Annotated in this window: 11 protein-coding genes and 1 riboswitch; all 11 genes read left to right on the top strand. The window is 49.7% G+C overall.

The genetic code is table 11. From position 1 onward, the window contains the following. Positions 1-76: 76 nt before the first annotated feature. The 11 genes from WC592_03805 to WC592_03755 all read left to right on the top strand — a co-directional run bounded on the left by WC592_03805 (position 77) and on the right by WC592_03755 (position 15,137). Entirely contained in the window at positions 77-4,165 is a 4,089-nt protein-coding gene (locus WC592_03805) for a glucoamylase family protein (GenBank protein ID MFA4981577.1), read from the top strand. 22 nt (positions 4,166-4,187) lie between these two features. After that, positions 4,188-5,456 carry a carbohydrate binding domain-containing protein gene (locus WC592_03800; protein MFA4981576.1) on the top strand — a complete coding sequence of 423 codons (1,269 nt, stop codon included), beginning with the start codon at positions 4,188-4,190 and terminating at the stop codon, positions 5,454-5,456. Between the two features lie 60 nt (positions 5,457-5,516). Beyond that, a riboswitch (cobalamin riboswitch) is annotated at positions 5,517-5,747 on the top strand. A 95-nt stretch (positions 5,748-5,842) separates the two neighbouring features. After that, the gene (locus WC592_03795) at positions 5,843-7,837 is read left to right on the top strand and encodes a TonB-dependent receptor (GenBank protein ID MFA4981575.1); all 1,995 of its coding nucleotides are present in this window, start codon (positions 5,843-5,845) and stop codon (positions 7,835-7,837) included. Positions 7,838-7,859: 22 nt separating this feature from the next. Beyond that, positions 7,860-8,531 carry a diphthine--ammonia ligase gene (locus tag WC592_03790; protein ID MFA4981574.1) on the top strand — a complete coding sequence of 224 codons (672 nt, stop codon included), beginning with the start codon at positions 7,860-7,862 and terminating at the stop codon, positions 8,529-8,531. A 32-nt stretch (positions 8,532-8,563) separates the two neighbouring features. After that, entirely contained in the window at positions 8,564-9,178 is a 615-nt protein-coding gene (locus WC592_03785; protein MFA4981573.1) for a hypothetical protein, read from the top strand. A gap of 621 nt (positions 9,179-9,799) precedes the next feature. Beyond that, the gene (locus tag WC592_03780; GenBank protein MFA4981572.1) at positions 9,800-10,330 is read left to right on the top strand and encodes an Hsp20/alpha crystallin family protein; all 531 of its coding nucleotides are present in this window, start codon (positions 9,800-9,802) and stop codon (positions 10,328-10,330) included. Between the two features lie 34 nt (positions 10,331-10,364). Next, positions 10,365-10,919, top strand: coding sequence for an elongation factor P (efp, locus tag WC592_03775; protein MFA4981571.1), 555 nt, complete (start codon positions 10,365-10,367; stop codon positions 10,917-10,919). Beyond that, a complete protein-coding gene (locus WC592_03770; GenBank protein ID MFA4981570.1) occupies positions 10,919-12,106 on the top strand; it encodes an aminoacetone oxidase family FAD-binding enzyme in 1,188 nt (395 codons plus the stop codon). The genes efp and WC592_03770 overlap by 1 nt, the downstream gene beginning before the upstream one ends. A gap of 9 nt (positions 12,107-12,115) precedes the next feature. Next, positions 12,116-12,691, top strand: a complete 576-nt coding sequence (locus tag WC592_03765) for a nucleoside triphosphate pyrophosphatase (protein MFA4981569.1) — start codon at positions 12,116-12,118, stop codon at positions 12,689-12,691. A 21-nt stretch (positions 12,692-12,712) separates the two neighbouring features. Then, on the top strand, positions 12,713-14,185 hold the full coding sequence (locus WC592_03760; protein ID MFA4981568.1) for a hypothetical protein: 1,473 nt from the start codon (positions 12,713-12,715) through the stop codon (positions 14,183-14,185). Positions 14,186-14,723: 538 nt separating this feature from the next. Continuing rightward, the gene (locus tag WC592_03755; protein ID MFA4981567.1) at positions 14,724-15,137 is read left to right on the top strand and encodes a hypothetical protein; all 414 of its coding nucleotides are present in this window, start codon (positions 14,724-14,726) and stop codon (positions 15,135-15,137) included. Positions 15,138-15,139: the final 2 nt, after the last annotated feature.

Here is a 15,139-nt window from a genome sequence, read left to right as displayed (position 1 = left end):
GGAATATGGCATCCACATATGGGACTCAAACGGAACCCCTGCCTGGATACAGCTCCACACCTTAAGCCCAGAAGATATGGTAACAGGCGACTTTGACGGAGATAATCATGATGAGGTCATACTGGACTACGGGGAATATGGCATCCATATATGGGACTCAAACGGAACCCCTGCCTGGACACAGCTCCACACCTTAAGCCCAGAAGATATGGTAACAGGCGACTTTGACGGAGATAATCATGATGAGGTCATACTGGACTACGGATTATCATACGGAGTCTATATATGGGATTCCAACGGGATCCCAGCTTGGACTCAGCTTAGTATATTGAGCCCTGATGATATGATAATGAGTGATTTCGACGGAGACAGCCTTACTTATACTTGGAAATTTGACGGCAGCGTCGCAGCGGCGGCTACCGGCAACAAACTATCCGTATCCGACTACCAGGCTCTGGCTGCGACCGGAAACCACACAGTAGAGGTTCTTATCAGCGACGGCCGCAATCCTGCCACATCCCATCAATGGGCGTTCAATATAGCGCAGACCAACCTCCCTCTAAACGATACCATAGATCTGATCCAGGGGGATTCCCAAAATTTCAGCGTGGGCGACTACACCGGCCTGACGTATGTATGGGAGGTAGACGGAGTGGTTGTAGGGACCGATTCGAATTCTTACGACTTCGCGGCGGGCCGGAGCGGCCAGTATAAAGTCAGGGTCACTGTCAATGACGGCGTCAACACGCGGTGCCACGAATGGACTGTAAATGCCAAGAGTATCCTTGACGCCACGGTTCAGCGCGCGGCCCAATATTTCTGGAACGAGGCCGATCCAGCGACAGGCCTCGTGCGGGATAGAGTTATGGCCGACGTGCCGGATCCGTCAATAGACATAAATTATAACGCGGCGAGTATCGCCGCTACCGGGTTCGGGCTTGCCGCGATGTGCGTAGCGGCCGAGAAGTACGGGGCCGGGACGGACCCGGATTGGCAGGTAGCACCTGCAGACATAGCTGACAGAGTGGAAGATACTCTGGACACATTGTTATTTATTCAGAACTCCCAGGATCCCCTGGGAGACAGTACCTGGGGAAAAGACGGTTTCTTCTACCATTTTGTCAATATCAACACGGGAATGCGGTGGTCAAGCTGCGAGGTATCCTCTATAGATACCGCTATTCTCGTTTCCGGCGCCCTGACCGCGGGTGAGTATTTTGGCGCGGCAAGGCCGTCCATAAGGACAAAGGCGCAGGAGCTGTATTTCAATGTAAAGTGGTCCACATTTATAGATCTAACGCCGGGAGAGAACTATAACCGCTTCTTTAAGCAGTGGATGCCTGACGGCGGCGGATACAATAACGGACATTGGGACTACAACGATGAGTCCCTCCTCCTTTATCTACTGGCCATAGCCTCACCTGATACCGCTCACGCGTTGAGCGCGGATCAGTATTACGCGCCCTGGAGAGAGCTTGGAAGCTACGGCGCAAACGGCAAGCCGCTTGTAAAGACCTGGTATGGCTCGCTATTCGCCTATCAGTTTCCGCACGCATTCTTTGACCTTAGAGATAAGCACGACGCCAGGAATGTTGACTGGTGGCAGAATACAAAAGACGCGGTAATCGCGAACAGGCAGTTCTGCATAGACCAGGACGGCGCTTATGGCTACGACCAGACATCCTGGGGGTTAAGTTCCTCATACATGGTAGAGAGCGTCGGTTATCACGGGGATTACGGAGCCCTGCCTCTGGCGAACCCGCCCGGCCCTTCACATGACGGAACGGTCAATACAAGCGTCGTCGCAAGCTCCATCGGTGTATTGCCTCTTGAAGCAGAGCAGGCGCTCACTGCCTGGAAGGGAGACGCGAACCTGTGGATCGACGATGAATACGGATTCCTCGCGTCTTTTAAGAACGGCGCACCGCGCACTTACGCAGATTTCTTTGTGGGGATAGATCTCGGGGCAGCTCTTGCGATGTTATCCAACCATATCTATTCCGGCATCATCTGGAACAGTTTCATGAATGCCCAGACACACTACGGGACGATGAACGACCTGCTTACGCAGTTGGATTTCAGGTCAAATACCGATCCGAAGCACTACCTCGATATAGACGACATCACGGCGAAGAGCCAGTTCGCGTACGGGTTCATCGACTCGACTAACACGACAGCCCAGATAAGTTTCGGCCTGACGCAGGTCACGGCGGACTCCAAGTACCTGCTGGCTGTCCATCCGTTCATGAACGATTCCGTAGCGGACTATGACGTCCAGGTCAATGTCAATGTCAACGGCGCCGACAGGGGCAGCCAGGCCTTCTCGCACGTACAGAATGTGCCGGACGAGGTAAAATATATAGAGGTAGACAGCTCCGACCTGGCCATAGGCGAAAATATCATCACGCTGACATGGACAAGCGGCGACAGCTGGCTTGCCTGGAAGAACCTCGAGGTCTCCGCGCCGACGCTGACCAATACGTGGTCGATAACACGCTCGCTGTATGGGAACGAATACAGGCTTGACGATACGTACTATGCCGGGCATGAGTCTATATACGGTGCAATTGCATATGACACCTTTGAGCAGGCGCTCAACGTTGATACTGATCCGCTCACCGACATAATGTTTTATATAGATGACCTTTCTCACGGCAGGAAGCTCACTCTGGAGCCGTATTCGGCAGACGGAACGGTCTATGTTGACGTCATTGCCAACGGCGAGATCGTCGCCGATAACCTTGAGATGAGCTCGGTCCAGGAAGTCCTGATACCGACCGTGAATTTACGGCAGGGCTGGAACCGCATAAAACTTCAGATCGATAATGCCGGAGGGGACTGGATAATATGGAATACGCTCGTTCTTGATCTCGGGCCCAGCATGCTCCCGCCCCGGGAACTTGTGGCGGCGTCGTTCGGAAAGACCGTGGTAAATCTTAGATGGAAGGCTGTTAGCGGGGACGATATAAGATACAATATATACAGGAGCCAGACTGCGGGAGGCCCCTACGCCAAGCTGAACTCATCCGATCTGACATCCCCTCAATATCAGGATAGCACTGTTTCGGACAGTATGAAATATTATTACACGGTGACGGTATTCGACCTGGCTAACCCGTCCGAGGAGAGCGGATATTCGGACGAGGCCTCCGTCACGACCGGGAATTTCGAGGTAGATTACGGCGACGGCCGCGAGCCAAACGTCTTTGGCGGCGTATCGACCGGGCCATTTGTTTTTATGCAGGGCATCAGGCACGACTGGACACAGGGCAGCATTAGAGAGCTCACGTTGGACCCGGGCCAGGAGGGCTTGATAGGCTTGAATAGCGGGGATATAAGCCAGGCAACAATTCTTTCTATGTGGATAAAGTGCGCCGGGCACGAGCCTATACAGATAGGGCTTAAAGGAGCTGTTTCCGGGGACGCGTCAGTGAACATAACGACTGCGGAAGGGTGGCAGAATCTAAAGATAAAACTGTCAGATTTCAGCGGAGTCTCCTTTAATAATATGGACAGGCTATCCATAAAGTCGTTGTCGGCCGCGCCTATAGTCCTGTATCTGGATGATATCCAGTTCACGACCGAAAGCCTCGCCGGTAATTCGATCGATGTCGTCACCAAACTTATCGCGGATAACTCGATAAGTACAGGTGTAGACTTCGCGAATAGCGGCTCCTCGGACTATGCGGCCGCCAGGCAATACCTTGAGGTAAAATACGCTACCAGTTCGAATAACTGGAAGATATGGATTTATACTAAAAACGATAATGGCGTTCCCGAATATATGGCCGGGCAATATAACGGGCTTATGAGCTCTGACGGCCGGAACAGGGTGCCGCTCATATGGCGGGTCTATCCCGATGTCCAGGCAGGCGGCGTTCCGTGCGGCAGCGAGTCGGATGTATACAGCGGCGGAAGCATGACATGGAACTTTATTAAAGACAAGAATGATTCCGACTGGACGAGCGCCAACCAGCCGGGCAGCGAATATTCGGTTACGGCATACGGAACGAGCGAATGGGCTCACGTGGCGGCTGTTCCTCCCGGGCTTGGAGACAGGGACCCTATTGACTCCACATTCCGCATCTATCTTGGCGGCATCTTTAAAGACGCAGCTGCGGCGGAATATTCCGCGGCGATATATTTTGATCTGACGAATGAATAATGATAAAAAGAGCGGGTGAAATATGAATACACATCTCAAAACAGTCTTTATGGTAACGGCGCTATTGGTATCTCTCTTATTTTTATCGGGCGGTTCCGAAGCCGTTTCAGTGGATAGATCGGTAACGGTCAACGCTGAAGCCGCGGTACCGATCGTTCCCGGTTCCCTCATGGATGATTTTGACCAGGGGATAGAGGTCAACTCATGGAACGGGGCCACCGGCACGTTTGCCGAAGATGGTTCGACCGCGACATGCGAAGTAAGCTATCCGAGCAGTAATGACCCTTCGAATCCTACCCTGCCGGGCAAATGCCTGAAACTGGATTTTGATGTCAACGACAGCGCCAGTTATGCCGGGTATTACAGCTCATTCGGCGGAGGGAGTATAGGATCGTATGCCAACCTCTCTTTTTATGTCAAGGGTTCTGTAAGCGGAATATTCTTTAAGATAGAGCTTAAAAATACGAGCACGGCGACATACTGGAGCGCCGCAAAATCTACAAATTACTACAGGAATAAATCATTTGTATATATCACCGATTATCTGGACGGCGGGGTGACCACCTCCTGGAAAAAGGTCACGATACCGCTTAAGAATTTCGCCAACCTCGACGGGATATCATCGATGAGCCAGCTTACGATAGTCTTTGAAAACTCGCAAAGCGATACGAACGGAAGCCCGAAACAGGGGACGCTCTATATCGATAATATAGCGCTTGACACCAACCCTGTCCCGGCCGTGCGGGTCGACCATTACGGAGATATGATCGGGACGTGCGCCCTGGGGGCGAATATGGGAGACGGCGGCGGTAGCGGCGGATCGATGACCCATGAGTACTCTTTAGCCGCAGCGCATACTTATACCCGCGGGCTGCAATTGAATTACAATACCGGCGACTATGGGTGGGCATATACTTATACGGTATTTGGCGGGGGTAATGACGCGGTTGAAAGACCGGACCAATCCGGCTACATAGACATCCCCGTCGATATGAGCGCGTATACCAATCTTACATTCTTGGTTAAAGCGAAAAGCGATGGTGAAAATCCCAGAGGAATCAAGGTAGAACTCAAAGATACCTCCTATAGCACATTTTACAGAATAGCGTATAACGCGCCGAATAGAATCACAACAGACTGGCAAAAGATCACAATTCCGCTGGCCGATTTTAAGGACGGCGCGAATACTCTTCGTAAGGATCAAATAAAGCAATTGGTCTTCACTTTTGAAAATTGGAATTCGGTCAAACACGTGGGGATAGTCTACATCGACGAAGTCCAGTTCGAATAAAAAGATTTACGGATTTTCACTTGACACTTTTGGCATGATTGATATAATAGCACTATCATTGACATATTGGTTTATATAGGCGCCCGAGAGGGCTCAAAAGGGAATTCCGTTCTGCTTCGCTCAAAGCTTTTCAGCTTTGAGCTTCGCAGGAATAGATAATCGGAAACGGTCCCGCCGCTGTTGGGGATGACGAAATTCTAGAACAGGCCATTATCCCGTGAGGGATGAGAAGGCGTAGAAGAGTAGGATGACTCCCAAGTCAGAAGACCTGCCTATATATTGAAGGCGTCGCAGGAACGCCGCATATACGGGTTTGTAGAACAGGGAGCTTACCCTTGGCATTTTCATGCCAGGGGTTTTTTATTTTTAAATGAACGAGGGGAAAGATGAAGAAGATTTTATTGGTGGTCATGTTTTTAACGCTTTTGTGCAATAGTGTTTTCGCGCAGGAAAAGAAGACAGGAGCAGGTAAAGACGCGGTAACAAAATTGTTCGAGCGGGCTATATCGCCGTTGGAGGCCATTATAGGTCCGGCCACCGAACTGGGCAGGATCGTCGTCACGCCGACAAAGTTGGATGAAAAATTGGGGGCCCAGTCGAGCGCCGTCACGGTGCTGACCGAGTCAGATTTTGACAGGAAAAAGGTCGAATATGTAAAGAGCGCTCTTAAGGAGGAGATGGGGCTGGACATAGTCGAGAGCGGGAGCTTTACCGGCCAGACCTCGGCATTCATCAGGGGGGCAAACGCCAACCATACGCTTGTGATGATAGACGGGATAAAGGTATATGACCCTATCTCCACGAACGGCGCTTACAATCTCGCGCATCTCACGCTCGACAACGTCGGCCAGATAGAAGTCGTCCGCGGGTCGCAGAGCGCTCTATACGGTTCGGACGCGATAGGCGGAGTCATCAATATCATAACTAAGAAAGCGGAGGAGCCGTATTTCAACACGTCATTTGAAGCCGGGTCTTTTTCTACATTTAAAGAGTCTTTCGGTATGGGATCAAAAGAGAAAGGCTTGAGCTATTCAGTGGCCGGATCCCACGAAAAGAGCCGCGGGATCTCGAGCGCACAGGCAAAGAATAATAATCCGGAACTTGACGGATATGGCCGGTACGCCATATCGGCAAGAATAGAATACGACGCCATTGATGACCTAAAGGTCGGCGGCACATTCAGGAACACTTCCACAAGGTTCGGCTATGACAGTTTCCGGAAGGATTATCCCAACCTGTTCCAGCGCGACTACGAAACGCTGGTCTCCAGTTATGTCGAACATAAACCGATCGATTATTACAGTTACCACGTCAAACTGGGATGGATGTACAACTTCAGGCGTGATAATGACGATAGATACAGCGGGTGGGCGTATTACCTGCGCGATTGGTATGAGGGCTATCTATTCAAGCTGGACTACCGCAATAATATACACTTGGGGGAGATTGACGTCTTCACAGTCGGTTATGAGTATACGTGGGAGGTCGGGGACTACTACTATTATCTGGACTGGGGGTCAGGCAACAGCGAGGATGATATGCCCAAGGTATTCTCGAGAAACGGCTCGTTTTACCTCCAGAACAGGCTTAATATACAAGACAGGCTGACGTCTACCCAGGGCATGAGGATAGACCACCATTCTCAAGCCGGGACCCATATTACATATAAGGTAGACGGCTCATATCTCTTTGAAACGGGAACGAAGGTCAGAGGCGGGTGGGCTACAGGTCTCAAGGTACCCACTCTATATCAGCTTAATGCAGTCGCGGCCTCTCCAGACGCTTGGGGCTGGGGTGGATTTGGCGGCGGCAACGTCAACCTGAAGCCTGAAACAAGCCAATCATACGAATTGGGAATAGACCAGTATCTGTTCGGCGACAGGCTGATATTGAATGCAACCTATTTTAATTTGATGCTCCACGATCTCATAAATACGACGACGAACAGCGTGTTCTATACGTCAAAATTTGAAAATACGGGCAAGGCGCGCTCTTACGGTATCGAGTTAGGCGCTAAGGCTAAACCGATAGATACGGTCAATTTGGGAGCTTCATATACATATGATTATACGAAAGATTTCAGCACCGACAGGCCTTTATTGAGAAGGCCTCTGCATAAACTCAAGATATCCTCCTGGATGCAGATTTCGCCGAAGTGGGATGTGGATCTTGAGGTCCTTGTAAACGGCTTAAGGTACGACGTAAATGTCGACAAATTAAAGCCGTACACCGTTGTTAATATCAGCACAAACTATAAAATAGCGAAGAACCTGGATATATACCTGAAGATCGCCAATATGTTCAATAAGCGGTATGAAGAGGTAAGGGGATTCGGAGAAAGCCCATTCGCCGCTTATGCGGGAGCAAAATCCAGCTTCTAATAAATAAGGAGGTTGTTTGAATATGATATCTGCCGTATCTTCATGGAGCGGAGGCAAGGACAGCTGCTTTGCGTTTTACAAGGCGCGTCAGGACGGATACAGGATAGAACATCTCCTTAACTTCGTGACGAAAGGGGACGGGCGCTGCTGTTTTCACGGAATCGACGCCGGGCTGGTCCGCCTGCAGGCAATGCTGATCGGAGTGCCTGTTATTCAGAAAGAGGTATCACGGGACATGAAGGACTATGAGCATATCTTCCGCCAGGCCCTGGCGGAGTTAACGGCCTCGGGTATCCGCTCTATGGTATTCGGCGACATATACCTGCTGGACAATGTGAACTGGATAGAGCGTCTTTGTAAGGAGGCGGGGGTTAAGCCTATAGAGCCGCTCTGGGACGTGCCTCCATTACGGATAGCGGAAGAGTTTATTGAATCGGGGTTTAAGGCGCTTATAATAAGCTGCAGGGACGGTATCCTCGGTAAGGATTTTATCGGAAGATATATAGATAAGGAGATATTGAAGGAGTTTGAGGCACGGAAGATATGTCCCTGCGGAGAAAACGGGGAGTTCCATACGCTCGTCGTTGATGGCCCTATCTTTAAGCAAAGCATTAAAATATTGGAGAGTGAGGTCATATTGAAGGATGGTTTCTGGAAACACTGGTTCCTGGATATAAAAAAATACGGGCGTTGACCTTGAGCCCGATGTGAGGTATATTTATAATTATGAAGACCAGGCTTAAGAATTCTATGGCGATCTCCGCTGTGGCGCACTGTATCATACTTTTACCATTAGTTAATCTTGTCCCTGTCGAGCATAGGGTAGAGCAGCCTAAGCCTATTGCCGTTGATTACATAATCGTAAAAGAGCCTGCTATATTTGAGGCCAAAAGCGATACAAGCACGCCCGCCGTCAGTAAGGTCGAGCTGAAGAAGGACGTCGAGCTTAAACCCTCTGCCAATACAGCGCCTCAAATACCAAAAAGTCCGGAGCCCGCAAAAGAGGCCGCCCAGGATCTTGCGAAGAGGCAGGCCCAGGCCAGGTCCACTAAAGACTACATCAATTATTACCAGCTTATTCGGGAGAAGATAAGGCAGAGGTTGAAGGCCCATTACACGGATTATAACAGGCAAGGCGAGGTCAATCTTGTCTTTGAGCTGTCTTCCGACGGAAAACTGGTCGCGCTCGCGATAGAGAACGCGGGATCCACCACAGATAAAGTGTTGAGAAATATAGCCGCTACGAGCGTCAAGCAGGCCGCGCCCTTCGCGCCATTCCCTCAGAAATTGAACCTCCCCAGGATGTCTTTTAACCTTACCGTATCGTTCAAGAAAGATTAGTATAAAATTTTTTGCTCTACAACAGGGCAGCTTAACGGCAGGCGCCCTTTCGGCTAATTTTGCCGTCAAGAGTATTTAGGTTTGGTATTATTTATATATTTTTATATTGCTGTTATGGAGACAATGGCTCTAATGAGTTTGTGGTTTGGCGCGGCCCCGGCAAAATATAACGCCTCAAGGGCTACCTGCCGTTATCTGCCCCTACAGTACGAGCGAAGAAATTTTATGTGAGGGACAGGTTAAAAATCGCTATGGCAATCGCTCAAAAATTCTGTCATCTGAGTCAGGCGCGATAAGATTTTATTAGGAGGAGCGAGTTGAAATCTTTACGGATGGCACGATGATGCATGGTCACGAGGCCATGTGGGTTGAGCCGTAAATTTTGATAAAGTCACGCTAATACCCAAACTACTTTAGCGCCTTAGTTACCATAAGAGCAAAATAACCAAAATAATATACGTAACATCCAAATACTCTTGATATCAAAATTAGGCGAAGCCCACTGGCCGAAGTGAACATGCATAAAGATGATCCGTAAAAATTTTAGCGAGCGAGTGATTTCTCCCTTGAATTTTGACTAAATATATACTATCCTAATGACAGCACAAACAGGAGCGTGATATGAAAAAGATACTATTGGCGGCATTGATCTGCGTGTTAGCGGCCGGCCCGGCGCTGGCCGAGACCCCGTCGGATGCGGATTACAGGGATCTGGAACAGTTGCGGACGAAGCTCGTCAGGATGAAGCGGGAGATGGATAAATTTATCAGGGATATTTCCGCGACATATCCTGAGCAGGGCGCAGCGGCCGGCGTATTCGACCAGGATGTAAGGGTGGATATCACTGAGAATGACAAGGATATAATGGTAAAGGCCGACCTGCCCGGGATGGAGAAGGACAAGATAGAAGTGACATTGGAAAATGGACGGCTGCTCAAGATCGCCGGCGCCAGGGAGATCGTAAAAAAGGAGACGGCTCCCGGAATGGTCAGACAAGAGAGGTCGAGCGGCAGGTTTGAAAGGATGCTGGAGCTGCCTTCGGAATGTCTAAGTGAAGGGATCGGGGCCGCATACATGAATGGGGTATTGGAAATAACGATACCCAAGAAGGCCAAGGCGAAAGAAGAAGAGGTAAAGATAAAGGTTCGGTAACATAATCGGCATATAGTAACAGCGAGAGGATAAAATGAAAGCGTCAGAGTTGAAAAAGGGGATGATAATCAAGGAGGGGACCGAATTTTACGTCGTGATAGAGATGGAGCACAGGACTCCGGGAAACCTGAGGGCCATATATCAGGCCACGCTTAAAAACCTGCTGGTCCCAAGGATCCTGAACAGGCGTTATAGTCCGACAGACACCGTAGAGAAGGCCGATCTTGAGTCAAAGAAGGTACAATATTTGTATAACGACCACTCGGGGTTCCATTTTATGGATATGGATAATTATGAGACTATGACGATAAGCTCGGAGCTCGCGGCGCTTGTGAAGGATTATCTGAAAGAAAATCTCGAGGTCGAACTTTTATATCACGAGCACCACCCTATTGCCATAGAATTGCCGGTCAGCGTAGCCCTCAAGATAAAGGAATCCGCGCCCGGCGCAAAAGGCGATACATCGGGCAAGGCGATGAAGCCGGCCACCCTCGAAACAGGGCTTGTCATAAATGTCCCCCTGTTCATTGAAGAGGGGGAAACGGTCATGGTCGACACAAGGACCGGAGAATACTTAGGGCGCGCCTGATGCCTAAATTCGATGTTGCCGTCATCGGCGGAGGGGCCTCAGGCATTGCAGCCGCGATAAGCGCGAAGAGGCTCGGAAAGTCCGTAGTGATATGCGAAAAGATGCCGAGGATCGGCAAGAAGATCCTCGCATCCGGCAATGGCAGGTGCAACCTTCTTAACGATGACCTGTCCGAGGAATATTACAATCCCGCCGCAAGACCTCTCATAAGGAACACTTTCTCAAAATTCGGCAAAGACAAGATCGCGGATTTTTTTGGATCGCTAGGCCTCTCCCTGTATTCCGAAAATGGACGCATATTTCCATCGACAAACCAGTCCGCCTCCGTGCTGAGGGTATTAGAGCTGGAGCTCGGACGTTTGGCGATCCCCGCAGAAGTTGATTTCGACGTTGTCAGCGTTACGGATAAGGGGGAAGGTTTCATCTTAACTGCCGGATCCGGAAGCAATATAGAGTCCGGGTCGCTTATTATATCCGGCGGGGGGAGATCCTACCCTGCGCTCGGTTCAGACGGAAGTGCTTTCCTGCTGGCTGAAAAATTCGGTCACAACATAATAGAACCCGTTCCCTCCGCAGTCCCTCTGGTCGTCAAGGACCCGCTTTGCCATGCCCTTCAAGGACAGAAAATAACGGCTAAAGTAACAGCCCTCGTCGAAGGCCGCGCAGTGTGTGAGGCATCCGGGGACCTGCTCTTCACAAAATACGGACTATCGGGGACTTCGATACTCGATGTGAGCGAAGAGATATCTATAGCGCTGACGAGGGCCGGTAAGAAAGACGTTATTATAGAGGTTGACATGGTACCTTTTATGACAAAGTCCCGCCTATCGGCCGAGTTAAAGAGAAAGATGACTAACAAGATCGCGCGTGAAGATATGACGGCCGGCATGCTCCCGAATAAATTCGGAGCAGTCATAAATGCGATAACGCATGACCGGCAGCCTGATGCGATGGCAGATGCATTGAAAGGAAGGCTCTTCAAAGTATCGGGAACGCGAGGCTGGAATGAAGCGGACTTTACGGCAGGGGGCGTGGACGTGTCGGAAGTTATCGAGAATAGCCTTGAGTCAAAGATAAGGAAGGGCCTGTATTTCGCGGGCGAGGTCCTTGATGTGAACGGTAAGAGGGGCGGCTATAATCTTGCATGGGCCTGGGCGTCCGGGTTCGTAGCGGGTCAAACCAAATAAATATATACTATGCGTAAAATAATATTAGCTTCCGGATCGAAGGCGAGACAAAGGCTGCTGCGCCAGATAGGCCTCAGGTTCAGGATAGAAAAGTCCAATGTCAGGGAAGAGCATCTGCTTACAGGCTCATGCAGATCGCTTGTCATGCGCAATGCAGTAAAGAAGGCTGCAGACATTGCCGGCAAGAATGGCTCAGGCGTGGTCATTGCCGCTGATACGGTGGTGCTCGTCGGGAATAGGATAATAGGTAAGCCGAAGAACATGAAAGACGCCATGAGGACCCTTAAGACCCTTTCACGGAAACCACAGTGGGTCTATACCGGCATTGCGGTCGTTGATATCGACAAAGGCAGGACCTATACGGATTTTGATAAGACGAAGGTCTATATCTACCGCCTGGATGACAGGCAGATCAGGAGTTATTTCAGGAAGATATCGCCGTTTGACAAAGCGGGTTCATTCGATGTCCAGGGACCCGGAAGCATCTTTATCGACAGGATAGAGGGATGTTTTTATAATGTGGTTGGGCTACCGCTCGCAAAACTCGCCAAACTGCTCAAAAAGACCGGCGTAGAGATATTCTAGCCGTTAAAAAAAGGAGGCGATATGGAGAATATTCAATTCGATTTTAACAACATCTTCAGCCACAACATAGAAAAACGTCACGGGGTAACTGAGACCGACCTGGCTTCAATGTCAGCAGCCGTTAAAAAAGCATACCGGCATGTCGTGAAGCTCATATCGGATGGGCCTAGCCGCATCGATCTCGGGCTTGAATGGGCCCAACTTCCTTTCCAACACAAGGATGAGGTGAACGCCATTCAGAAGATGGGGGACGCGATCGCCGGAAGGTACGAGAATGTCATCTCTCTTGGCATAGGGGGGTCATATCTTGGCCTGAAAGCGGCTCAGGATGCCCTCTGTCCGCCATATTATAACGAATTCGATAAGGCTCGTAAAGACAGGCCCAGAATATATTTTGACGGGAACAATCTCGATCCGGATACGCTTAAATCCCTCCTGAACAACCTTAAAGCTAAAAAGACATTCGTGATAGTCATATCCAAGTCGGGCGAGACGACAGAGACTAAGGCCGCCTTTACCGTTATCGAGGATTGGCTGAAAACGAATGCGGGCGATCGCTACGGCGCTCAGGTATTCGCTATAACTGACCCGAATTCCGGAACGTTGAGGAAGCGCGTATCTGCCGAACAGGCGAAGGATCGCATGAGTTTTCGTGACCTGCCTGTATTAAAAGGGGTCGGCGGCAGGTTCTCTGAGTTGAATATAGGGCTGCTTCACATGGCGATCGTCGGTATCGACATACGGGAGGTTCTGGGCGGCGCCGGATCTATGGCAAGGCTCTGCATGAAGCAGGACATATTCGCCAACCCGGCTCTTATGTACGCCGCCCTACACACGATCCTTTATAAAAAGAAGAATAAGCCGATATCTATTTTGATGCCTTTCTCGGAAACGCTCAAATCGACCGCGGATTGGTATGTGCAGCTTCTGGCCGAAAGTCTCGGGAAGAAATACCGCAGGAAGATCGTTGTTCAGAAAGACGGCCGGGAAAGGTGGGAGAACAACAAAGCGTCGATACTGAACGTAGGAAGGACCCCGATACCTTCGCGCGGCACGAATGACCTGCACTCCATACAGCAAAATAACATCGAAGGTGAGAATAATAAGGCCGTGACGTTCATCAAAGTGCGCAGATTCAGGCATGAGATAACGATCCCCGGATCGGGTGATATAATGTCCGGCAGGCGGTATTCCGCGCTTCTTTCGCTTGCCCAGGAGGCTACCGAATGGGCGCTAAGCAAAGAGTCGAGGCCCTCCTGCACGATTACTCTGCCAAAAGTCTCTCCGTATTATTGGGGAGGGCTGCTATTCTTTTTTGAGATGGCGACAGCGTTCGAGGGCGAATTGCTGGGGGTTAACGCCTTTGACCAGCCTGGCGTGGAAGGTTACAAGAATTATATGTACTACAAATTAAACAAGCCGGGTTTAGCAAAAGACGTGGAGCGCGATATAATCGGTAATCCGCTGGTCAAAAAGTCAAAATTCATTATTTAGCCGTTTATTTTTGCCGCAGGCTTGTCAAAAATAAGATTACCATGTATACTTCATAAGAGGTTTTTTTTGGCGGACGAGCTTCACGGCATCATTTTATCTTTAACTACAGAAAGGATAAAGTGAAAAGGGTGGTAGTCATAAGCTCCGCATTGCTATTTTTTTGCAGCTGTTTACACGCAATGAATATGGCGGAAAACAGCATTACCTGCGATGCTCCTCAATATTTAAAAGTTTTTCAATCCGCTCCCTGTCACGCCGAAGTCAAGAATGACAATGATATCCGGAATTATTATCATGGAACTTCCCTGCAGGTATACGGGCCGCTTTTGCAAAGCTCAAGGGATGTGCGCGCGGTAAAAGAAGAGGGTAATATCTTATTAAGTTTTAATGCCGTAAAACGCTCCCTGTAGCGCGGCGTATATATCGCGTTTTCTGGAGAGCGCGTTGATCATATAAGGCGCCCCGCCGAATGATGAAATAGACGGCGGGGTTTATTTTTTCTTAACTTCCTGCCGTATAAATGATATAATTATCTTCAATGCGTATAATGATGGTGATAATAATGCTGGCATTTTATTCCGCAGGGGTGTCTGCGGAGGAGCAGTATAACGCGCCCGGTCCTGAAGGAAGCATATATTCTTACGATGAAAACGACATGCCCGAGGTCTTCTTCTTCCCGAAAGATAAAGCGCGATGGGACGGTTCTAAAGTAACTATGAAAGAGTGGTACCTGCTTACAGACCTTCAAAAACAGAGATTTATTACCGAATATATGGAAAAGCTGAAGAAGCAATACGACGGCGCGCTCGAAGTGATGGGGCTCGATTATCTCAGGGCCCTTAATCTTTTTTCGGTATACTCGAATGACAAGACGATAAATATGCCCTCCACAAGGATAATCGATAAGATGCTGAGCGGACAGGGCAAGATCAATATTAAAGGGGCTAACTGACG

It is taken from the genome of Candidatus Omnitrophota bacterium (assembly GCA_041648975.1).
GTDB lineage: Bacteria > Omnitrophota > Gorgyraeia > 2-01-FULL-45-10 > 2-01-FULL-45-10 > JAQUSE01.
The sequence above is the reverse complement of the archived record's forward strand: the minus strand, read 5'-3'. Positions and strand labels throughout refer to the sequence as shown.